19 protein-coding genes and 1 pseudogene are annotated in these 22,213 nt (G+C 62.7%); 15 read left to right on the top strand and 5 right to left on the bottom strand.

Going from position 1 to position 22,213, the window contains the following annotated elements; genetic code table 11:
• Window positions 1-177 precede the first annotated feature (177 nt).
• From JI59_RS22785 to JI59_RS22770, 4 genes are read left to right on the top strand one after another with little or no spacing between them, the layout of a single operon-like run.
• Window positions 178-1,698: an efflux transporter outer membrane subunit gene (locus JI59_RS22785; RefSeq protein WP_338042188.1), complete on the top strand. Its 1,521-nt coding sequence runs from the start codon at window positions 178-180 to the stop codon at window positions 1,696-1,698.
• Window positions 1,695-2,768, top strand: a complete 1,074-nt coding sequence (locus JI59_RS22780; protein ID WP_007015625.1) for an HlyD family secretion protein — start codon at window positions 1,695-1,697, stop codon at window positions 2,766-2,768. Before JI59_RS22785 ends, JI59_RS22780 begins: the two co-directional genes overlap by 4 nt.
• On the top strand, window positions 2,765-5,557 hold the full coding sequence (gene rbbA, locus JI59_RS22775; protein WP_007015626.1) for a ribosome-associated ATPase/putative transporter RbbA: 2,793 nt from the start codon (window positions 2,765-2,767) through the stop codon (window positions 5,555-5,557). The genes JI59_RS22780 and rbbA overlap by 4 nt, the downstream gene beginning before the upstream one ends.
• A gap of 2 nt (window positions 5,558-5,559) precedes the next feature.
• On the top strand, window positions 5,560-6,672 hold the full coding sequence (locus JI59_RS22770) for an ABC transporter permease (protein WP_007015627.1): 1,113 nt from the start codon (window positions 5,560-5,562) through the stop codon (window positions 6,670-6,672).
• A gap of 249 nt (window positions 6,673-6,921) precedes the next feature.
• On the opposite strand, the gene JI59_RS22765 is transcribed toward JI59_RS22770, so the two are convergent.
• The 4 genes and pseudogenes from JI59_RS22765 to JI59_RS22750 all read right to left on the bottom strand — a co-directional run bounded on the left by JI59_RS22765 (window position 6,922) and on the right by JI59_RS22750 (window position 10,623).
• A complete protein-coding gene (locus tag JI59_RS22765) occupies window positions 6,922-7,542 on the bottom strand; it encodes a histidine phosphatase family protein (RefSeq protein WP_007015628.1) in 621 nt (206 codons plus the stop codon).
• Window positions 7,539-7,721: pseudogene (locus JI59_RS22760) on the bottom strand (VapC toxin family PIN domain ribonuclease); the annotation flags it as partial. The gene JI59_RS22765 and the pseudogene JI59_RS22760, both read right to left, overlap by 4 nt.
• 836 nt (window positions 7,722-8,557) lie before the next feature.
• Window positions 8,558-9,868: an ATP-binding protein gene (locus JI59_RS22755; protein ID WP_052118046.1), complete on the bottom strand. Its 1,311-nt coding sequence runs from the start codon at window positions 9,866-9,868 to the stop codon at window positions 8,558-8,560.
• Between the two features lie 2 nt (window positions 9,869-9,870).
• Window positions 9,871-10,623, bottom strand: coding sequence for a response regulator transcription factor (locus JI59_RS22750; RefSeq protein ID WP_007015631.1), 753 nt, complete (start codon window positions 10,621-10,623; stop codon window positions 9,871-9,873).
• A 130-nt stretch (window positions 10,624-10,753) separates the two neighbouring features.
• Here JI59_RS22750 and JI59_RS22745 point away from each other — a divergent pair, with 130 nt between their 5' ends.
• The 6 genes from JI59_RS22745 to JI59_RS25835 all read left to right on the top strand — a co-directional run bounded on the left by JI59_RS22745 (window position 10,754) and on the right by JI59_RS25835 (window position 17,312).
• Window positions 10,754-13,081 (top strand): TonB-dependent receptor, encoded by a 2,328-nt coding sequence (locus JI59_RS22745; RefSeq protein ID WP_007015632.1) that lies wholly within the window; start codon window positions 10,754-10,756, stop codon window positions 13,079-13,081.
• Between the two features lie 54 nt (window positions 13,082-13,135).
• Window positions 13,136-13,816 carry a Fe2+-dependent dioxygenase gene (locus JI59_RS22740; protein WP_007015633.1) on the top strand — a complete coding sequence of 227 codons (681 nt, stop codon included), beginning with the start codon at window positions 13,136-13,138 and terminating at the stop codon, window positions 13,814-13,816.
• The gene (locus tag JI59_RS22735) at window positions 13,813-14,913 is read left to right on the top strand and encodes an alpha-hydroxy acid oxidase (protein ID WP_041565053.1); all 1,101 of its coding nucleotides are present in this window, start codon (window positions 13,813-13,815) and stop codon (window positions 14,911-14,913) included. Before JI59_RS22740 ends, JI59_RS22735 begins: the two co-directional genes overlap by 4 nt.
• A complete protein-coding gene (locus tag JI59_RS25840) occupies window positions 14,910-15,599 on the top strand; it encodes an energy transducer TonB (RefSeq protein WP_052118045.1) in 690 nt (229 codons plus the stop codon). The genes JI59_RS22735 and JI59_RS25840 overlap by 4 nt, the downstream gene beginning before the upstream one ends.
• 109 nt (window positions 15,600-15,708) lie before the next feature.
• Complete coding sequence (locus JI59_RS22725; RefSeq protein WP_238532653.1) at window positions 15,709-16,518, top strand: universal stress protein; 810 nt, start codon at window positions 15,709-15,711, stop codon at window positions 16,516-16,518.
• Window positions 16,519-16,820: 302 nt separating this feature from the next.
• A complete protein-coding gene (locus JI59_RS25835; protein ID WP_007015638.1) occupies window positions 16,821-17,312 on the top strand; it encodes a hypothetical protein in 492 nt (163 codons plus the stop codon).
• A gap of 416 nt (window positions 17,313-17,728) precedes the next feature.
• Here JI59_RS25835 and rnk read toward each other — a convergent pair whose 3' ends face one another.
• Entirely contained in the window at window positions 17,729-18,142 is a 414-nt protein-coding gene (rnk, locus tag JI59_RS22715) for a nucleoside diphosphate kinase regulator (protein WP_041565052.1), read from the bottom strand.
• Window positions 18,143-18,430: 288 nt separating this feature from the next.
• Between rnk and JI59_RS22710 the strand changes: the two genes are divergently transcribed.
• The 5 genes from JI59_RS22710 to hmpA all read left to right on the top strand — a co-directional run bounded on the left by JI59_RS22710 (window position 18,431) and on the right by hmpA (window position 22,208).
• Entirely contained in the window at window positions 18,431-19,432 is a 1,002-nt protein-coding gene (locus JI59_RS22710; protein ID WP_039858711.1) for a rod shape-determining protein, read from the top strand.
• A gap of 605 nt (window positions 19,433-20,037) precedes the next feature.
• Window positions 20,038-20,475, top strand: coding sequence for a group III truncated hemoglobin (locus tag JI59_RS22705; protein WP_007015640.1), 438 nt, complete (start codon window positions 20,038-20,040; stop codon window positions 20,473-20,475).
• Window positions 20,472-20,681, top strand: coding sequence for a hypothetical protein (locus JI59_RS22700; RefSeq protein WP_138921559.1), 210 nt, complete (start codon window positions 20,472-20,474; stop codon window positions 20,679-20,681). The genes JI59_RS22705 and JI59_RS22700 overlap by 4 nt, the downstream gene beginning before the upstream one ends.
• A gap of 1 nt (window position 20,682) precedes the next feature.
• Window positions 20,683-20,961, top strand: a complete 279-nt coding sequence (locus JI59_RS22695) for a TehB family protein (protein ID WP_039858717.1) — start codon at window positions 20,683-20,685, stop codon at window positions 20,959-20,961.
• Between the two features lie 35 nt (window positions 20,962-20,996).
• Entirely contained in the window at window positions 20,997-22,208 is a 1,212-nt protein-coding gene (gene hmpA, locus JI59_RS22690; protein ID WP_007015643.1) for an NO-inducible flavohemoprotein, read from the top strand.
• The last annotated feature ends 5 nt before the right edge of the window (window positions 22,209-22,213 follow it).

Genomic DNA, 22,213 nt, shown 5'->3' with positions numbered 1-22,213 from the left:
GAAATATTGGATACATGCGCGCATCTTATCGGGAGGGGCGCCCCATGTCGATGTCCAACCAGCTGCCACAATGCGTTTGTCGAGGCGCCTGAAGCGCTCGCCTCGCAGAGCGCGCTTCGTTCGATCAGCGCTGAGGCCACTGCAGCGGTGTTGGCCTGATCGCTTCTTCGTCCGTAGATGTCCGAGGGAAGCCGGTCTGGTCCACTGGTCGCCGAGTTCCATTCGTCGAACCGCCGGATGTTTTGCGTGACGATCAGGCGGAGCTCCGGAAGGCTGGCGATCTTCGTTACGGTGTCAATGCTCGCGCTGCTAGCGGGCTGTTCGTTTGCGCCCGACCATGTTCGGCCGGCGGCTCCCATCCCGGCGAACTATCCGAGCGGCACGGTCAACGAGCGATCGGTGGCTGCGATCGGTTGGCAGGATTTCTTTCGCGAGGCGGGCTTGCGCGAGCTGATCTCCGATGCCCTCGCCAACAACCGCGATTTGCGGATTGCGACCGCGCGCGTGGCCGAGGCGCGCGCGGCATGGCGGATCGAGGGGGCTGCCCTCTACCCCACGCTCGATGCGGTCGGCACCGGAACGCGTGGCCGGTCCTTGTTTAATCTTCCCGGCATTGGCCCGCAGACGATCGATATTCGGCAGATGAGCGCGCAGATGAGCGCCGGCTGGGAGATCGATTTCTGGGGAAGGCTACGCAACCTGCGCGATGCGGGGCGTGAGCAATATTTATCGAGTGAGGAAGCGCGCCGTGCAGTGGCGACTGACCTCGTCGCCCAAGTCGCGAACGGCTATCTCCTCGAGTGTGAATATGGAGAGCGCGCCGCGCTCGCCCGTCGGACGATCCAGACCCGCGAAGAAGCACTGCGCATCATGCGCCGGCGATACGAAGTGGGGTCCGGATCGAAGCTCGACATGACGCAGGCACAGACCCTGCTCGCGCAGGCGCGCAATGCGTTGCATGCGCTCGATCAGGATCGCGAGGTGAACCGCAACGCGCTCGCCCTGCTGGTCGGACGACCCGTCCAGATCGCGCCCGAGCCCCCCCACCTCGCCGCGGCGGCGCCCAGCATGGTGTTGCCGATTGGCCTCCCCTCAGATTTGCTACTTGACCGTCCGGACATCATCGGTGCGGAGCATCGGCTGAAAGCGGCCAACGCCAACATCGGCGCAGCGCGGTCTGCCTTTTTGCCCAACATCAACTTGACCGGTGCCTATGGCACCGCGAGCAGCGAGTTGGATGGCCTGTTCCGAGGTGGAAGCGAAGCATGGACCTTCACCCCTACGATCACGCTGCCGATTTTCACCGCGGGCCGCCTCAAGAGAACGCTCGACGTCGCCCTCGCACGGCGCGATCTCGCTGTGGCCGAATATGAGCAAACGATCCAGCGCGCCTTTCGAGACGTGTCGGACGCGCTCGTCCGCCGGCGCCAGCTGACTCTGCAGATCGAGACCACCCGCGAGATGCTGGCTGCGCTGACCGAACGCGCGCGGCTGGCGCAGCTGAGCTTCGACAACGGGCGGTCGTCCTACCTCGAAGTGCTCGATGCCCAACGCGATCTGTTTGAGACCGAGCAGGCGCTGGTGCAACTGCGCCGAGCCGAGCTGGCAAGCGTCGTCGCGCTTTATTCCGCCCTCGGCGGCGGCTTCTCTTATCAGGACGCGTCCACGACCGCTGCACGCAGGATAGTAAACCCATGAAGAAGCCGCCGAAGACCTGGATCGTGCGCGGTGGGGCCGTCCTGGCGCTCGCCGTTGCGGCCTTCCTGATGTGGACCGCGCTGAGACCATCGGGGCTCCCGGAAGGGATCGTCAGCGGCAACGGGCGGGTCGAGGCGGTGGAGATCGACGTGTCCGCCAAGTCGCCGGGCCGGATTCGCGACATCGTCGCCGAGGAAGGGCAGATGGTGAAGGCGGGACAGGTGGTCGCCCATATGGAGGTCGATATCCTCTCTGCCCAGCGCGCCGAGGCCGAGGCGCAACTCGCGCAGGCGCGCAACTCAGTGCTGGTGGCGCAAAGCCAGGTCGTGCAGCGCCAGAGCGAACGAGCCTCGGCCTTCGCGGTCGTGCGGCAGCGCGAGGCGGAGCTTAATGCGGCGCGCAGGCGTCTGGCCCGATCCGAGACCCTGTCCAGAGAGGGCGCGACCGCGATACAGGAGCGCGACGATGACAGCGCCCAGGTAGACGGCGCCAGCGCCGCGTTGGAGGCGGCGCGCGCGCAGCTCGCTTCGGTGGATGCGGCGATCGCCACGGCCCGCAATCAGGTGATCGGCGCCCGCTCCAACGTCGACGCGGCCCGCGCTACCCTCCAGCGGATCGAGGCGGACATCGGTGACAGTGATCTACGTGCGCCGCGCGGCGGCCGCGTCCAGTATCGCGTCGCTCAGCCCGGCGAAGTCGTCGCGGGCGGCGGGCGGGTGCTCAACCTGATCGACCTGGGTGACGTCTACATGACGTTCTTCCTGCCGACAGTGGAGGCGGGACGATTGCGGCTGGGGGCGCCCGCGCGCATCGTGCTCGACACCGCGCCGGGTGTCGTGGTGCCCGCCACGGTATCCTTCATTTCCGATATGGCCCAGTTCACACCGAGAACGGTGGAAACGGCCGATGAGCGGCAGGAGCTTATGTTTCGCGTGCGCGTGCGCATCGCCCCCGGACTCGTGCAAAAATATTCAGACTATGTGAAGCCGGGCCTCCCCGGCGTCGCTTATGTGCGGCTCGACCCGGCCGCCGAATGGCCCGAACATCTGACCACGGGACTTCTCGAATGACGGACGAGGCGTCGCCGGACCCGGCCGCCGTCATTGCCTGCCTGCGAGGCGTCAGCCACGTCTTCGGCAAGACGCGCGCCTTGGACGATGTGACGCTCGATTTTCAAGCTGGCCGCATCGTCGGCCTGATCGGGCCGGACGGCGTTGGAAAATCGACCTTGCTCTCGCTGGTCGCCGGCGCGCGCAAGGTCCAGAATGGCCGCGTTGAAACGCTCGGGGCCGATATGCGAAGTGGGCGCCAGCGCCGCGACGTCGGGCCACGCATTGCCTACATGCCGCAGGGCTTGGGCAAAAACCTTTATCCGACACTGTCCGTGTTTGAGAACCTCGATTTCTTCGGACGGCTGTTCGGACATCCCCGGACGGTGCGGGAACAGCGGATCGGCGAATTGCTGTTAGCGACCGGCCTCGCCCGGTTCGAAAACCGGCCGGTGGGCAAACTATCAGGAGGCATGAAGCAGAAGCTCGGCCTGTGCTGCGCGCTTATCCATGATCCGGACCTGCTGATCCTCGATGAGCCGACCACCGGCGTCGATCCGATGGCGCGCCGGCAATTCTGGACCCTCATCGATGCGATCCGCGCCGGTCGGCCCGGCATGGGCGTCATCGTCGCCACGGCCTATATGGAAGAGGCCGCGCGTTTTGACCGGCTCATCGCCATGGACGGCGGACGGGTTCTCGCCACCGGCACACCGGAGGACCTTCGGCGGCAGACGGGCGTTTCGTCTCTGGACGAGGCCTTCATCGCCCTGATGCCGGAATCCAAGCGCAAGCTCCATCGAGGTGTCGTCATTCCTCCACGCCCTGTTGGCGGCGATGGCCAGCCCGCGATCGAAGCGGACGGGCTGACGATGCGCTTCGGCGACTTCACTGCGGTCGACAAGGTCAGCTTCCGCCTACCGCGTGGCGAGATTTTCGGGTTTCTCGGCTCCAACGGCTGCGGCAAAACCACGACGATGAAGATGCTGACCGGCCTCCTGCCGGCCAGCGACGGCACCGCCCGTCTGTTCGGCCAGCAGGTCGACACCGGCGACATCGCGACGCGCCGTCGGGTCGGCTACATGTCGCAATCATTTTCGCTCTATTCGGAGCTGACGGTTCGCCAAAATCTCGATCTGCACGCCCGGCTGTTCGATCTGCCTGCGCGCGACATCCCGGCGCGCATCGATGAGATGACGCGTCGTTTCGGGCTTTCCGAGGTTCTCGACGTATTGCCCGCGGCCCTGCCGCTCGGGCTGACCCAGCGCCTGTCGCTGGCGGTCGCAATGATCCACGCACCTGAAATATTGATCCTCGATGAGCCCACATCGGGCGTGGATCCGATAGCCCGCGACGCCTTGTGGCAGATTTTCGCCGACCTCTCGCGCAACGATGGCGTCACCATCTTCATTTCCACCCATTTCATGAGCGAGGCGGAACGCTGCGACCGCATCTCGTTTATGCACGCCGGCAAGGTGCTGATCAGCGACACCCCCCAGGCGCTCGTCGAGATGAGCGGCAGCACAAACCTGGAACAGGCTTTCGTCCATTACCTGGAAGCGGCCATCGCGGGCGAGGATGGCCGCAACCCGTCGGAGGAAAATAGAGGGGAAACCATCCGCCAACCCGGCGAGTCTCCAGCGAAGGGTGCGCCGGACGATGCAACAAGGGCCGCGTCCGGCGGGCTCAACACGCGACGTCTCCTGAGCTATGCGAGGCGGGAGACCATCGAACTGCGCCGCGACCCGATCCGGGCCGCCTTCGCCTTTCTCGGTAGCGTCCTGCTGCTTTTCGTGATCGGCTACGGCATCAGCATGGATGTCGAGGACCTTCCCTATGCTGTGCTGGACTATGACCAGACGACGTTGAGCCGGGACTACACGCAACAGATCGCCGGGTCTCGCTTCTTCACCGAGCGGCCGCCGATCTCCAGCCCTGCCGAGATGGACCGGCGCATGCGCAGCGGTGAACTCAGCCTCGCGCTCGAGATACCACCTGGATTCGCGCGCGATCTTTCCGCCGGTCGAAGCGTCACGATTGGGGCGTGGATCGACGGCGCGATGCCTACGCGCGCTGAAACCGCGCAGGGCTATGTCGAAGGTTTGCACGCCTACTGGCTGGCGGAAAAGGCCAGACAGATGATTGGCGCCAAAGCCGTCGCAGGAAACTTCGAGCTGGAGCCGCGCTTCCGCTACAATCCCACTTTGGAAAGCCTCATCGCCATCGTTCCGGCGGTCATCGCGCTTGTGCTCCTCTTCATCCCGACCATGCTGGCGACGCTGTCGATCGTCCGGGAAAAGGAGATGGGCTCTATCGTCAATCTCTACGTCACGCCGGTCTCGCGGCTGGAGTTCCTGCTCGGCAAGCAACTTCCCTATGTCGCCCTCGCCCTGATCAACACCGTGACGCTGACGATGTTCGCGATCTTCGTGCAGGGCGTTCCGTTCACGGGCAGCCTGATCGCCCTTGCGGCCGGTGCGGTGCTCTACGCATTTGCGTCCACGGGGCTGGGCCTCCTGATTTCAAGCTTCATGAACAGCCAGATCGCCGCGATCTTTCTCGCTACGCTTGCGACGATGCTGCTTGCGGTGGAATATTCCGGCATGCTCGATCCAGTTTCCTCCATGGAGGGATCGGCGGCGCTTATCGGCTCGATCAATCCAGCCACCCACTTCGTCACGATCGCGCGTGGCACCTTCTCCAAGGCGCTCGGGCTCGCGGAACTGCAAGGTTCGTTCTTGCCCTTGCTGCTCGCGGCTTTAACGTTGCTTGGCCTCAGTGTCCTCTTTCTGCGCAAGCAGGCGAGGTAGCCATGCGGATATCCACGATATGGCGGTTGGGCATCAAGGAATTGTGGGGCCTGGCGCGCAATCCGGCGCTTCTGGCCCTGATCGTCTGGGCGTTCACGGTGCAGATCTACGCCGCCGCGACGGTCATGCCGGAAACGCTGAACCGGGCGCCAATCTCCATCGTGGACGAGGATGGTTCCGCGCTATCCTCGCGCATAGGCTCAGCCTTCTACCCGCCGCAGTTCAATCCGCCGCAGCTGATCTCGCTTTCGCAGATGAACCGCCGCATGGATGCCGGCGTCGATACCTTCGCCCTGGTCATCCCGTCCGGTTTCCAGCGCGACGTGCTGGCGGGAAGCGCACCGGCGATCCAGCTCAATATCGACGCCACGCGCATGACGCAGGCGTTCACCGGCGCCGGCTACATCCAGGCGATCGTTTCCGGTGAGGTCGAGGAATTTGTCCAGCACTATCGGTCGGCGCCGGCGGCGCCCGTGGAACTCGTCCTTCGCCCGCGCTTCAATCCCGGTCTGGATGCCAATTGGTACGGCGCGATGATGGAGGTCGTAAACAACGTCTCGCTGCTTTCGGTCATCCTTGCCGGCGCATTCCTGATCAGGGAACGAGAGCGGGGTACGATCGAGCACCTGCTGGTGATGCCTGTAACCCCCACCGAAATCATGATCGCCAAGATGTGGCCCACCGCGCTCGTCGTCTTCGTCGCTGCGCTTGTGGCCATCGCGGTGGTCATAAGGACCTGGCTCGCCATCCCGGTTGCTGGTTCGCTCTGGCTACTCATGCTCGGGCTCGCTCTCCAGCTTTTTGCAACCACGTCGCTAGGCATTCTGCTTGCCACGCTCGCTGGTTCGATGCCGCAGTTTGGCCTCCTGCTGATGCTGGTTCTTTTCCCTCTCCAGGTTCTAGCGGGCGGCGTGACGCCTGTGGAGAGCATGCCAGGCTTCGTCAGGGTTCTGATGACGGCCGCGCCGGACACGTATTTCGTGGCGCTGGCTAGAGCGGTGCTTTTCCGCGGCGCCGGGCTGGAAGCCGTCTGGCCGCAAGTGATTGCCCTCATCACCATCGGCTCGACCTTTTTCGCGTTCTCATTATGGCGGTTCAGAAAATTCCTACGTTGATCCGAGAGCCATTTACGCTATCTGCAAGACTATCTTCCTGCGAACTTTTGACCGTGCCTCCATCTGCCATGGGGCACATGTCATGACGGCAAGGGCACCATTCTCTCCGGCCAGAAAGCGAGCCAGGGCGCAAGCTCGACATTCAGCGACCGAGCGCAGCCTGTTCAATGTCTGCCAGCGACGATCTTGCGACCACAAGGCCGATGAACGACGATCGCTATCCGTTTCGGATGGCCTGCGCCTGTCAATCTAAGCGGCCGTCGCCGTGGCACAATGCCAACACCCGCCTTGCCAAATGAACCCTACCCGTTGCGCGTTGCTGATCGCTGGCGGTTCCCCCTTGAGCCAGAACCCTCGCATCTTGGCCTGATCATCCAGATCGACGTTGGCTATGATCGCACGCGCGGCCTGGATGAACTGCCCGTGTCCGAACACATAGACCAGCGACCCGGCTGGCATGGCGGCAAGCCGCGTCAGCGCCGCCTCGCAGCGCCGGAGCAATGTACTGAAACTCTCCGCCCCCTCGCCGTCGCAATAATCGGGATCGGCCTCGCTCCAATAGCGTTCGAGGTGCGGCATCCGCTCGGCGCTGCGCGTGCCGTTCCAGCGCCCCGGTTGAAGATAAGTAAACTCCTCGATCGGCCACACTTCGACCGGCACACTGGGAAAGCGCGCCATCGTCGGAGCGGCCGTCTGCCGGGTGCGGGTATAGGGCGAGGTGACGATGAGCGCGGGCGCTTCGGTCCAGCTCGACGCAACCTGGAGCGCCTGCTCGTGGCCCCGCTCTGTCAGCTGGATCGTCGCGAGATCATGGCATGGCGCACCGGCGTTGCCGGTGCTTTCGCCGTGGCGGATGAAGATCGCCCTCATGGCTTCTTCACAAACGAGGCGGTCACCCCCTGCCCTTGTAGTAGCTTCACTGCCTTCTTGTCGAACGACACGAAGGTTTCGACACCGTGGAATCGGCCGTCAAAAAGGATTAAACCGTCCGCGAAGTTGCCGCCCGCTTCGACCACAGGCCGGTTCACCACGCCATTGCGCGTGCTCATGCCGGGCGGACCACGGCGGCAAAGTCGCGCCGTACCGCATCGTAGCTCCGCTCCATCACCTGTCCCCGTGCGGTCACGCTTAGTTTCGTCCTGCCCATTAACTCCTACCGCAAAGATAATGCATAGTCGCGCTATTTTCTTCGCCAAATGCTAAGAGTTAAGAAGCTAAGCGATCGTGTGCCTGCCATCAGCGCATCGCCACGCCGTCGGAAAAAGGGACCCGCCTCCTGGCACGAACGTGGTAGCTGTCATGCAGCGTTGGAAACCGAACGCCCACCGATGCGAATTGATTCGCAAAGTCTATAGAGGTGCCGTTGTAGCTCCTGCCTGCGATGCTTGATAGTCCTCTCGGCTCAACCCACATCACTCTCATGCGCCGTACAGCTTCGACAATAACAGCCTTGATGCTGGGGATCGTTGCAAGCTCCTCGAGCGCGGCGCAGTCGTCCGATCAGACGCAAGCCTCCCCACAACCGCGCATTGTGAACGTACCGGGACAAGGCACTGTCTACGTCCAACCCGTGCCTTCAGACGATACACGCTCGGTTGCGCGCGTCGTCAACGTGCCGGGTTATGGCGATGTCTATGTGGTGCCTGTTCGGCCAAAGGATGACCGGAGCCCGAGGCGGCGCTGCGTGGATAAGGAAGTCGCGAACGTAGGCGGTTCCCCCTCTCCTCTCGCCATGTCATCAATCGACTTGAAGTGCAGTCAACGCTAGCGTTTCATTCGCGACGAATGATCCCAGCGACGTAAGGCGCGTGCAACAGCCATCCCGGGCCTTCCGTTGCGGTCGTCTAGCCAAGATGGAGCGGTGCGCCCATCCCGCGCAACGCTATCAAACTTTGACGAGAGGCAGGCGTATCGTTACTTCCAGACCGCAACTCTGCGGCCGATTGGCCAAGGTAATGGTACCGCCGAGCCGCTCGACAAGCCGCCTCGCGCTGGTCAACCCCAAACCTGAGCCGCCGATGTGGCGCTTCCGCGCGTTTTCCAGGCGTCGGAACGGTTCAAACACCAACTCCAAATCGGTATCCGGTATACCCTGGCCCTCATCGGTGACGACGATGTGGATATCATGCTTCCCCTGCGTCAGGGTGACGCATGCGTTGTCCGCATGGCGAGTGGCATTCTGAACGATGTTGCGCACCAGCCGCTTGAGCTTGAGCGGCCGCGTCACTGCCTCCAGTCGATCCGGACCGGCATAAATGGCATTCTCGCTTCGGTCGCGCGCTTCATCCACAACGGTCATCACGATCGAAGCGACGTCAACACGCTGTTCTGCTTCCGCCTCGTCGCCGCGCAGATAGTCCAGGATGGACGAAACGAACCCCTCCATCTCTTCGACGTCCTGTTCGAACGCGGCCCTCGCTTCAGCGTCGCCGACCGCCGAGATATTGAGGCGCATCCTGGCAAGGGGTGTCCGCAAATCATGCGACATGGCGGCCATTGATTGCATTCGATCAGCGACCTGTTCCATCAGGCGCGACTGCATGCGGCCGAAAGCGATGGCAACCTGGCGCACCTCGCGAGGTCCGTTCACGTCGACAGGCACCGCCTCATCCCACCCCACACGTGATGCAGCCTTCGCGATCCTGGCGAGGGGGCGCCCGACCATCCGACCGAACAAAAGGACGATAAACGTCACGCAGAGCAGGAGCAGGAACCCCGACACCGCGAAGCGTTGCAGCTGCGAGGAGAAAGTGAAATAGTCTTCCGCCCGGAAGACCAACCAGTCGCCATTGGCGAGATGCATTGACCCGACGAGATCCCTCCCCTCAGCGGTCGCGCGGACATCATGATGGCGCAGTTGCGGCCGGGCTTCGAGTATCAGTTGCCGTACTTGCCGGGCTTCGCCGTCGGACCGCACTCCGCCCTCCGGCACTGCGGCGAGGCTCCGCCGGACGATGAGGTCTGGTTGCCAGAGTTTGGTCATGCGCTCGAATGCATCAGGCCTCGTCCCAGCAAACTCGTCCGCAAAGGAGAGCCAGTCGGCGAGCCGCTGTGCCCGGGCACGTTCCAGGCGTGCTGCTTCGATGCGCTCGAAAATGATGTCGCTGCCAATGAACTGGACAGTAAGCCCGATGAGGAGCGCGATAGCGATCCGTCCACGCAGGCTGTCGAACCAGCCCAGCAACCATCTCAGCATGTTCACGCCTGCTCTACCGGTCTCGTAAAGATATAACCGAACCCCCGCACGGTGCGGATCGTCTCGCGCTTCTCTTCATCGCCGAGCTTCCGGCGCAGGCGGCAGATATGCACGTCGATTGTTCGATCCGATGCATTGCCGATCCGCGCTCTGGACATTTCCAGTAGCGCATCCCGCCCGATTACACGTTGCGGATGTTCGATCAACGCGAGCAAGAGGTCGAACTCGGCGCCGGAAAGCTCGACGCGCGCTCCCGTGGGCGTGAAGAGATCGCGTTGACCTAGATCCACGGTCCAGCCGTCGAAGCGCAGAAATCGGCTGCGGGTTCGCGCGGGTTCCGCGACAGGGGTGCGGCTGCGGCGCAGCATGGCGCGCACACGAGCCAGCAGTTCGCCCTCGCCGAACGGCTTTGCAATATAGTCGTCCGCGCCCAATTCCAGCCCGATCACGAGATCGGTCTGTTCTCCGCGCGCACTGATCATGATGATCGGCACGGGATTGTCGTCGCGTATCCGCAGGTCGCGGCATAAGTCGAAGCCGCTTTGGCCCGGCATCATCACGTCCAGTAGGATCAGGTCGACCCGCGCCTCGGCGAGCACGCTGCGCATCGCGGCCCCGTCCTCCGCCAGCAGGCAACGGAAACCATTGGAGCGAAGAATGCGATGCAGCGCCCGTCGCATCCCGATATCGTCGTCGACAATCAGGATCGTCTGCGGTCCCAGCGCAGATAACCGAGGGATCGAGGGGCCCGTCATGTGATTGTTTCGGGTTTGTTGCGTCTGCATTTTCTAATTTTAAGCATGGCCACTTGAATTGACTTGGGCCGCTCAGCCCCCCTTAGCGAAGCAATTGCAACTGATTATCATTTTAAAAGGGGTAAGCAAAGTGAGCGATATCGAGTTGAGTCGCACATCCGTTCCCTCCGCCTCGCCCAGTGCATTGCTCGCACTGGGCTGCCTCGGATTGATCGTTGGCATGTCGCCGGCGCAGGCACAGAGCGAAGATGAGCCGCAGCGGCTTGGCGGCGTCACGGTAACCGACACTGCGATCGTCGATACCTACAACCGCACCGAAACGCCTTCGCCCAAGAGCACCGCGCCGCTGCTCGACACCCCGCAGACGATCAACGTCATCTCGCAGGAACTAATTCGCGACCGCGGCGCACGCACCCTGGCGGAGGTATTGCGCAACACGCCGGGAATCAGCTTCGACGCCGGAGAGAATGGGTTCGGCACGTCTTCCAACAATTTCACGCTGCGCGGTTTCGATACCAGTGGCAGCGTGTTCGTCGACAATGCGCGTGATTCGGGCAGCTATTCCAGGGATGTCTTCAACGTTGAGTCGATCGAGGTCGTAAAAGGCGCCTCGGCGGACAACGGTCGCGGCAGTGCTGGCGGCTATATAAACATCAACACCAAGAAGCCCACGCTCGACACGTTCATAGTCGGTGATTTGAGCTTCGGTTTCGACCAGTATGGCAGCAAAGCGCGCAAGCGTGGTTCCATCGACGTCAATCAGCCCATTGGCGGGACGGCTGCGATCCGCTTCAACGCGGTGATCGAGGATAGCGGCGTTCCGGGCCGCGACCTCGCCAGGAACAAGTTCTGGGGAGTGGCGCCATCAGTCGCGGTGGGGCTCGGCACCAACCTTCGCGCGACGCTTTCCTGGGAGCATGTCAAGCGTGACGATCGACCCGACTGGGGCGTGCCCGGCGCGAGCATCGAAGGCACGTTCCGGTACAATCCTGCGACGAAGGGGGTGCGGCGCGACGCCTTCTACGGTTTGGCGACCGACTTCGACGATGCGACCAGCGACGCCATCTTCGGCCGCATCGAATATGAACCATTCCCGGGCTTCGTCATCAGCAACCAGACCCGGTGGTCGCGCGTGGAACGTCGATCCCGCCTGACGGCCGCCACCGGCTTCACCGCGCCTGCCGCGGTCCCCACCGCCACCTGGTTCTACGATCGGACGAACCGGAGCCTCAACAACCTCACGGCGCTGAACGCCCAGTTCGACACCGGTTTGCTCAGCCACTCGGTCGCGGCAGGGGCGGAACTCAGCTGGGAGAAGTCCAACGCATCGCGCTTCGCCAGCCCGAGCGGGACCAATCCGTTCAATCCGGGAACTGCCAATCTGTTCGCCCCCGATCCGGCGCGCGTGGGTGCCGCGCCGTTCGTGGCGACGGAGCTTGCGCGCGCCGACATCGAGACTCTGGCCGTTTTCCTCTACGATACCATTTCGATCGGCGATCATTTCGAGATCAGCGGCGGTATCCGTGGCGAAGGATACAAGGTCACGATCGAAAGCCGGACCGTTGCCGGTGCACCGACCGGCGCGTTCGACAGCTTTCGCAATTCGCCGTTCACCTGGGGTGGCCGTGTCGGCATCAACTGGAAACCGGTAGAAAATGCCAGCATTTACGCCTCCTTCGGCACATCCGCGCTCCCGCCGGGTTCCTATCTGTCCAACCCGGATATTTCGCGCACGGGCGACAATGCTTTCCCTGGCCTGGTTGCCGGCGCGCGGCCGGTCCGTTCGCGCAATTACGAGATCGGCGCTAAGGTCGACCTGTTCGATGGAGATCTCTCTCTGGCGCTGGCTGGCTTCCGCGGCGAGAAGCGCAATGTCACGGTGGTCGGGCGGCGGCCCGGCGACGCCGCCAACAGCCTGCAGGGCTATCAGAAGCTGATCGTCGAGGGAGGCGAATTCAGCGTCAGCGGCAACATCACCGATGCATGGAACATCTTCGGCGGCGTGCTGGTGATGAAAAGCAAGCGCCAGCTTAGCGACGAGATGGAGAATGCGCTCAATCTGGGCAATCCCGGCGATTACAGCGCCGCCTTCCCGGCGTCGGGTCTCAGCGGCGACAGGCTGGCGTTCACGCCCAACCTCTCCGCAACGCTCTGGTCGAGCTACAAGCTGCCCTTCGGCCTCACCGTCGGGGCTGGCGTGCAGCATGTCGGATCGTCTTATCTCGGCCGCCCCGACGATGCGTTGCGGGTGATCCCCAACGGCATCTTCGGAAAGCTGCCCTCCTATACGCTCGTCAATGCATTGCTTTCTTATGACTTGACGCAGAACATCAATCTGCGTCTCAACGTCGACAATATCCTCAATGAGAAATATGCTCTGACAACCAACTGGAACGGCACCCGCGCCAGCCTGGGCGCGCCGCGCAGCTATTTGCTCAGCGCCGGTTTCCGCTTCTGATCCGATGGCCCGCGCCGTCGGGGCAGACCGGCGGCGCGGGACAGGAGCGAGGATATGCTGATCGATATCGCACAGGTGCTGACGCGTGAGGAAGCCGCAAGCGCAAGGCGCCGCCTGGAACAAGCGAACTGGCCGGATGGCCGGACCACGGCGGGCCATGTCGCGGCCCGCGCCAAAGCCAATCGCCAGCTTGCCGACGATGATCCGCTGGGACGCTCGCTGGGCGAGGAGATCATACAGCGGCTCTCCCGCACGCCGCGCTTCATCGCGGCCGCGCTGCCGCTCAAGGTGCTTCCGCCGCGCTTCAATCTCTATGCCGACGAGGGGTCGTATGGCCGCCATATCGACAGCGCCGTATTCAGCACGCCCGGCTCACCGGAGCGGCTGCGCAGCGATCTTTCCGCCACGCTTTTCCTGAGCGATCCCGAGGATTATGACGGCGGCGAACTGATCGCCGAATTCGGCATGGTGCGCGAGCGGGTGAAATTGCCCGCCGGTCATTTGCTGCTCTATCCGGCCAATTCGCTTCATCAGGTCATGCCGGTGACGCGCGGCGCGCGCTATGCCGCATTTTTCTGGGTGCAGAGCCTGGTGCGCGAACAAAGCCGCCGAGCCATCCTGCTTGAGCTCGACGATAGTATTCAGGCATTGGCCGTGCGCGCCCCTGACGATCCTGAAGTCGTGCGACTGACGGGCCTCTATCACAATCTCCTGCGCGAATGGGCCGAGACATGAGCCTGCCACCGCCGCTGGAACGCATCCCCCCGCAGGTCGCTTCGCTTGCCGATTATGAGCCGCTGGCGCGCGAGCGCATGTCCGAGCCGGCATGGGCCTATCTCAATGGTGGGTCGGGCGACGAATGGACGTTACGCGAAAATGTCGCGGCCTTCAGTCGAATCCCGCTACGCTCCCGAGTGCTGCGCGACATGGCCGACGCTTCGACTAAGATCAGCCTGCTGGACGCCGAACTTGCCGCACCCATCCTGCTCGCGCCAATCGCCTTCCAGAAGCTCGCGCATCCCGATGGCGAGCTGGCGAGCGTGATTGCGGCGGGCGCGCTAGACACGGCCATGGTGGTGAGCACGCAGGCCAGCATTTCGCTGGAAGAGATCGCCGCGCATGCGCGGTCCTTGCTGTGGTTTCAGCTCTATATCCAGACCGACCGCGACTTCACGGCGGCACTAGTTCGGCGCGCCGAACAAGCTGGCTATCGCGCGCTCGTCGTCACTGTCGACGCGCCGGTCAATGGTCTGCGTAACCGTGAGCAACGGGCGGGTACCGCGCTGCGGGCCGGCATGGAGGCGGTAAACCTCCAGGGCATGCGGACGCCGCCGCCGCCCTCGCCCGAGACGCTGCTATTCGGCACGCCGCTGCTGGCGGCCGCGCCGACATGGACGGACCTGGCCTGGCTGCGCGGCCTTACGCGCCTGCCCATCCTCCTCAAGGGCATCACCGAACCAGCGGACGCAGCACGGACGATCGAGGCCGGCATGGATGGCATCATCGTCTCCAATCATGGCGGGCGGACGCTGGACGGCGTGCGCGCGACGGTCGAACTGCTCCCGGAGATCGTCGAGACGGCCGATGGCGCGGTGCCCGTGCTGATGGACGGGGGTATCAGACGCGGCAACGACATTTTGCGCGCGATTGCGCTGGGGGCGACCGCGGTGTTGGTCGGGCGTCCTTATGTGCATGCGCTCGCCGCGGCCGGCGCGCCGGGCGTCGCGCATGTGCTGCGCCTTCTGCGCGCCGAGTTGGAGTTGGCGATGACGCTGACGGGGTGTGCCACCATTGCGGATATCGACCGGGCGGTGCTCGTGCGCGGCGCATGATGCACCAGCCCTCACACTCGACGGATTCTTCAACGCCGCCTTCCCGCTATGCGCCGCGCAGGTTCGAGCCGCGGGCGCTACTGATGGTAATCCTCATGCAGGGGGCACTGCTCGCTGGCCTTACGACCTATCGCTTTCCCATGGCACCGCCCAAAGTCCAGAGCACGCTAACCGTCCATATGTTCGAGCTCGAAACGCCGCCTGCCGAGCCGAAAGTTGAACGGCTTCCCAAGCTGGAACAGCAGCGGTCCTCAGCAAAGATCCATACGCCCCGGCCGGTGCTCGAGCTGCCAGAACCTGTTGAGGTAGCGGTGGGAGCGACATATGAACCGGTGCCAGTCACGGTTACAGTGCCGGTAACGGCGCCATCGCCCGCGCCCTTCGCCGCACCGCCCCGGCCGACGGTAGTCGGCGATCTTTCCGCCTCCATGATTCATGCGCCTCCGCCGCGTTATCCTCGCGAATCCAGACGGCAGCGGGAAGAAGGTGCAGTGCTCCTCGAGCTGCTACTGGCGACGGATGGCACTGTGCAAGATATCCGTGTGCTACGCAGCAGTGGTTACAGTCGCCTGGATAGCACTGCGATTGACGCGGTTCGACGATGGCGCTGGTCCCCGACAAGACGCGATGGAAAAGCCATGCAGGTCCGCGGAACGGTCGAGATTCCGTTCGTGCTCGCCGGTTAGAGTGACCGCCACCATCTCTTCCGCGATCGTTTTTCGCGGCTGGCCAAGCGTTGAACATCGTGGTCGACGACCTTAGTCTAGTCGAGCATAATTTGGAGGCGTATGAAGCATGATGGGTAGTTTACGGCGCCTGGTGGTGGATGCCGGTCCCGGCAGCCGAATTGTGCAATGCATCAACGTGGCTTCGCAAATTGCCGATCAAGAAAAAGGCATTCTCACCGGCGTCTGCTCAGCTTGGCCCCGTGGCACCTCGTTCACGGAAGCTGTGCTCCACAATCCGCTTGACGTTACGGCTCAGGAGCAGGAATTGCGAACTGCCGTTGCAGCCTCGCGCCTCGCTTTCGATAGCGCGATGGAAAGCTCCACCGTTTCGGGGGATTGGGTCGAACGTATTGCCGAACCTGGCGTCGTTCTGAGCGAGCAAGCTTTGCTGGCCGACATACTGATTATGGGACCGCCGAAAGAGCATGATTTTGCTCAAGCAGATCCAATCGACATAGCAGCACGCACGGGTGTGCCAGTGCTCAGACTCGGAAAGACAACGCCACCGGAGGGGTTTCAACGCATACTGATCGCCTGGAAGGACTGTCGGGAGGCACGCCTCGCGCTCACTGCGGCGCTGCCGTTTTTCTGTCGGGCTCACACGATCATGATTGTCGGGCTTGGTGAAGAAGCGCCGACCGGGTGTCTCGAAGCCGTCCAGGGCTATTTGGCCGCGCATGATATTGACGCAAAATATTTCCATGCGGCGGCGCCCAAAGGCAACGGCGCGCGATGGATCGCTGAGTTCGCTGAGCGTGAAGGATATGATTTGCTGGTAACAGGTGCTCGCGCTCGGGGACGGTGGAAAGAACGCATTTTCGGTGGGATGACTGAAGATTTGCGCGCGATGAATCTGAATTGGTTGCTGGCCAATTGATGGCAGCAGGTTTCCTGGAGAGCCTCTCAAGGGCGCCGGGTAGATGGGTCGCGCCGAGGCGGGTGAGCTACTGGATTTGCACAAACACCAATTCGATTTGATCGACGTGGGACATGCCGCTACGGGCTTGCGCTCAGCCCGCTGCCGCAAAGCACGAAACCTCCCGGATAGCGGCGGTGGATCTCGTCGTTCGCCGTGGCTAGCGGCATCCCGCTTGTCTTGTTCGCGCAACATGAAGGGCGTAGATGGGTCTCGGGCAATAAAGAACAGGGGGATTTTGAGAGGAAATCGCCTTGTCTTGCGTGAGCGCTATCGCTGAACCCCTTACACCTGAAGCAATAATCGTCGATGCGGCACGGTGCTGGCGCGAAACGGTCGATCGGCACCGCCCGATCCTCCCGACACTGTTTGCCCGGCTCGAAATGCGTGGGGCTGGCTTTCTCGCGCCCGCTATCGCGGCCTTGCTCGCGATTCATGAGGTTTGGTCGGGCCGACGCTTCACCGCCGGTGACACGACCGTGCCCATACTGACCGATGACGAGCGGACCTTGCTGGATCTGCTGGAAGCGACCGAGCCACCGGCCTTTCCTCTCCCTGCGCAACCCGGCCTGACCGGGCCGCTTCGGATCGCCCTGCGCTCGACTCGCATTCTCTTGAGGCGCGTGATCGGCCATGATCTCGGCGAGGTGGCGGGGACGGCCGCTCAGAATGCGATCTTCTTCGCTGTCCCTGGCGATTCCGCTCTGCTCTCGCAGGATCGGCAGGCCACTCTCAAGACTCTGGACGCCGCCTGATCCACCGGTAGCGGCTCGTCCACCAAAGGCGGACCGTCCCGCGTCACAGCATTGCGATAGATAGCCGATTGCGGCAGCAGCACGGTCCTCCGCCGGGATCTCCGAGCGCTTGAGCGGCCAGGTGCCTGGTGTGTGACGCGGCGCGACCTGTTCGCTCGGCGCTGACGCAGGCGATCTTCTGTTCTGACCGGGGGATATATGTATGCCGAGGTCGGCGAAGAGAATGTGATCCTCGCCAGCATGAAGCAAGGGCTTCGTCGTGGCGGAGGCGCGGTCTCGTTGGATGAGCTTGGCCGCCTGCCGACGGTGACGGCACACCGTTTGCGACTCTCGGCGAGGGACACGGCCGCGTTCGTCAGCCGGGCGCTCGATGACGGAGGCTGCCGATCTTTGGGCAGCCATTCGATGCATGCCCCTCACCCGTCTCTAGGTATCTGGCTGACCTTGACGATCGTCAGTGTCCGCTCATTGCCGCTGCGATCCGGCCACAGGATCGATTGCCCCTCGCTCAGGCCGATGAGCCCGGCTCCTACCGGCGTCAGAATTGAAATCCGGCCTGCCGAAATGTTGGCATCTTTGGGATAAACGAGCTGATAATCGTAGGTTCTGCCGCTCGCCGTGTCCAGAAACGCGACCGTTGAATTCATGACGACGATATCCGCTGCAATGCTACCGGACTTGCAGATTTTTGCCCGACCAATCTCATCAAGCAGCAGTTCTGCGACCTGAGGCAGGCGGCCCTCGACTCCAATGGCAAGCCCCGTGAGCGCTTCGGCTTCCTCGTCGATCATCTGAATAGGCGGTCGCCTGGCCGCCCTGCTGCTCGTCATAACAATGTCCTTCAAAGAATTTGGCGCGCAGTACCCCGGGGACGCGGCGGTGGTTGTAAGGAGTGAGCCCCGAGTCCAGGGCCTATGCGCGCCGGACCCGGGGCTAGATGCCCGCGAGAAGCTGCTTCCCATGATGGCGGAAGCGCAAAGGACGGCTGCGAGTCTGCATATGTGAATGATGGTGCCGGTGGCGGTCGATGTCAAATTCTGCGACCGGCCAGTCACTTGCGGGCGTATCGCCAACCGTGGGGCGCGACACGGCCACTGCCACTTGCTACAGGCGCTTTTGTGCTATCCTTATTCTCCTGTCGACAGCCCGAACTCGCGATCGACTTCGGGACCGCTAATTTGCGCCTTATCCGGCGCGATGATGGAATTGTGTTCGAAGAGCCTTCGCTTTGCTGTTTCGCCGATTTCGACAGTAGTCCCCATCTCGTCGCGGCAGGGGCTGCTGCGGCGGCCATGGTCGATCGCACCCACTCGAACCTTACAGTCAAGCGTCCGCTCCGCCGGGGCGTTCTCCAGGATATCCAGGCCGCCACCGAACTGCTGCGTTACGCACTCCTTTCGGTGCTCGGCCGCCAACGCGCTGGGGGACCTTCCGTCATGATCGCTGTGCCCGCCGATGCGACCCAAGCGGAACGAAGCGCGTTGATGACTGCGGCCCGCGAAGCCGGCCTGAACTCTGTGCGCTTCATAAACGAGCCTTACGCCGCAGCGGTGGGTGCCGGGCTTCCAATAGAGAAACCCTGCGGCACGATGATCGTCGAATGCGGCGCGGGAACGACCGAAGCTGCCGTGATCTCTCTTGGCGCCCTCTGTCTCACACGGTCGAGACGCATAGGCGGAACATCGCTCGATCAGGCCATCACGGACTATCTGCACGCCCGGCGCAAATTTCTGGTGGGCGCGTTGACCGCTGAGCGAATCAAGCAGGATTATGGCGCAGAGCGTGATGCGGCCTCCCAAGATGAAGGTACGATCACGATCAAGGGCCGCAATCTCGCCTCAGAGCGCCCGGAGGCGTTAGACCTTCCGCTCCGCGAACTTGATGGCGTGGTGGAAAAGCACGTCATGCACATTGTCGACGTCATCCGCGAAATCCTGAACATAACCCCGCCCGAATTGAGCCGCGACATCCACACCGGCGGCATCGTGCTCACCGGTGGCAGCGCGGTAACGCCGCTCCTGCGGAGAAAGATCAGGGAGGAGACCGGCCTGCACGTGACGATTGCCGACGACCCTGCCCGCTGTGTCGCCACAGGCCTGCATCGAATAATGCAAGCCTGAGAATCAGCGTTCCAGACGTCATCCATTAGCCCGAAGACGTTTCAGAGCTTAAGATGGGTGCACACGCCGACCGCTCCTGACCAGGGATATCAGGCCGCGATCCCGTGCAAGGGGTGGCTGAAATTCCCTTTTGGCGAGAGGAAATCGGCCTGCGATAACCGTTGAACACGGTGAGGAAAGCCAGCGAAACCTCGCCCAACACGCTGGTGAGGCCGCGGGCCGGAGCGATAACGCAGCTTCCGCAATCTGCCAGGTCTAACCCGTCCTCGCTTGCGGGGCGAGCGCAGCGAAGTTGACATCGGCAGGTGGACGCGCAAGCTTGATGCCGCCTTTCCGGCCACGGACGCGCTCCAGAGGACCCCATCCACGAGCTCGTTCAAGACCTTCATCAGATGCTTCTGGGAAATCGCAAAGGCTTTGGCGATCTCCGCGATCGAGCAGAATTGCTCAGGTGGGCGTCCCAGGTTGAGCACACGCGCAGGGCGTACTCCGTGTGCCATGAGGCGCATCCGGATACCCATTAATGAGGTATTTTTGTTGCATGTTTTTAGTCCGGATATATAGATGCATCAATAATACATGATTTCGACTCGGGAGTGACAACCGTGCTGGAACTGGACGATAAAGGGCTTGGGGTGCTCGTCGATGCCTTCTATGCGCGTGTCCGGACGGATCCTGCGCTCGGTCCGATCTTCAACGATGCGATTGCCGACTGGCCCGAGCATCTGGAAAAGCTCGCCGCCTTTTGGTCGTCGGTCATGCTAACCAGCGGCCGTTACAAAGGGCAGCCGGTGCCGGCCCATGTGAAGCATAAGCATCACATCACGCCGGCGCTGTTCGACCGCTGGCTCGCGCTGTGGGCGCAGACCACCAACGAATTGATGGTGCCGGACGCGGCCGAAGCCCTGCAGGACCGCGCCGGCCGCATCGCCCAGAGCCTGCAACTCGCCATGTTTTTCCGGCTGGACGACCAGCCGGCTTCCCCGCCCGGACGCCGCATCGCCGACGCGACGGCCCCTGATCATATGAGCGTGCTGCCATGACAGACATTTCCCTTGTGAACCTGCGCGTCCTCCATCAGCCCCGCGATCTGTGCAATCACAACGCGCTCAAGACAGTGGCCGCGGTGCCTCGCATGGTCGGCATGCCGACCGGCCATGGCCTCGCCAGCGAACGTTCGGGCCCGGCGCCGAACGGTAGCGCTGCACTTTCTCAGCCTCATGCCGACGACATCCGGATGGCCGCCTGAAATGACGGCCCCATCCCCTTATCGCTCGACTCCGGTGTTCGATCAGGACACGCTGCCTGCTGCATTACGCAACCGCCACGACACCAAGGCCGGGGTCTGGGGGATAGTCAGGGTGATCGAGGGTGAGCTCAGGCTCACCTATCTCGATCCGCCATCCGAGATCGTGCTCACCCCGGACAATCCCGGCCTCATCCGCCCGCAGCAGCCGCATTTCGTGACGCCGGTCGGAGCCATGAAAATGCGGGTCGATTTCTATGATCAACCGCCTGCAGACGCCTGAACTACTCACAAGCCTATATCCAACAGGAGACTATCATGTCGCAGCCCTTGAGCGAGCAAACCATCGCGCTCGTCAAAGCCACTCTCCCCGCGCTCGAAACCCATGGTCTTGACATTGTGCATGAGATGTATTCGCGCATGTTTCAGAACCCTGACATCCGCGATCTGTTTAACCAGTCACATCATGGTGACGCTGGGTCGCAGCCGCGCGCGCTGACCGGTGCAATTCTTGCCTATGCCTCGAACATCGACAATCTGGCTGCGCTGGCTCCGGCGGTGGAGCGTATCGCGCAGAAGCATGTTGGCCTCCAGATTCTGCCAGAACATTATCCTCACGTCGCCGAAGCGCTGCTCGGCGCGATAAAGACGGTGCTGGGTGACGTCGCGACCGACGAGATCCTTGCCGCCTGGGGCGAGGCCTATTGGTTTCTCGCCAATATCCTGATCGCGCGCGAAGGACGCATCTATCTCGAGCAGAAGGACACAACCGGCGGCTGGAACGGTTGGCGCGATTTTCGCATTGAGGAAGTTGTTCGGGAAAGCAGCGTCATCAGTTCCTTCACCCTGCGGCCCGTCGACGGCGGCCCGGTTATGTCACATAAGCCCGGCCAATACCTGACCTTCTGGTTCGAAATTCCTGGTCATCCACCGGTCAAGCGCAACTATTCGATCTCATCGGCGTCCAACGGCGAAACCTATCGCATCTCAGTCAAGCGCGAACCGCATGGCCTCGCGTCGAGATGGCTCCACGATGACGCGGTGGCGGGCACGATATTGAAAGTCGCCGCCCCGGCCGGCGAATTCTTCCTCGAAGGCCATCCCGAGCGTCCCGTCGTGCTGCTCTCGGGCGGTGTAGGCCTGACCCCGATGATCGCGATGCTCGAAGCCCTTGTCACCGGCGGTGCCGACGTGCCCATCCATTACATCCACGGTACACATGATCGCGAGACGCATGCAATGCGGGATCAGGTCCGTGATCTGGTAATACAGGGCAAATCGGTGCGTGCCACCATCTTCCATCAAACCCCGCGCCGCGGTGAGGTGGCGGGTAGCGACTATGATCATGCGGGGATCATCGCTGACGACTGGCTTACCGCCAACACGCCGGTGGCCGAGGCGGACTATTTTATCTGCGGCCCTCGTCCATTCCTGCGGCACGCCGTATCCGCGCTCTCGCTCGCCGGCGTGCCAGCGAGCCGTATCCATTACGAGTTCTTCGGTCCCGCCGACGAGCTGCTCGCGGCCTGAAAGAG

This window comes from Novosphingobium pentaromativorans US6-1 (genome assembly GCF_000767465.1).
Lineage (GTDB): Bacteria > Pseudomonadota > Alphaproteobacteria > Sphingomonadales > Sphingomonadaceae > Novosphingobium > Novosphingobium pentaromativorans.
The sequence above is the reverse complement of the archived record's forward strand: the minus strand, read 5'-3'. Positions and strand labels throughout refer to the sequence as shown.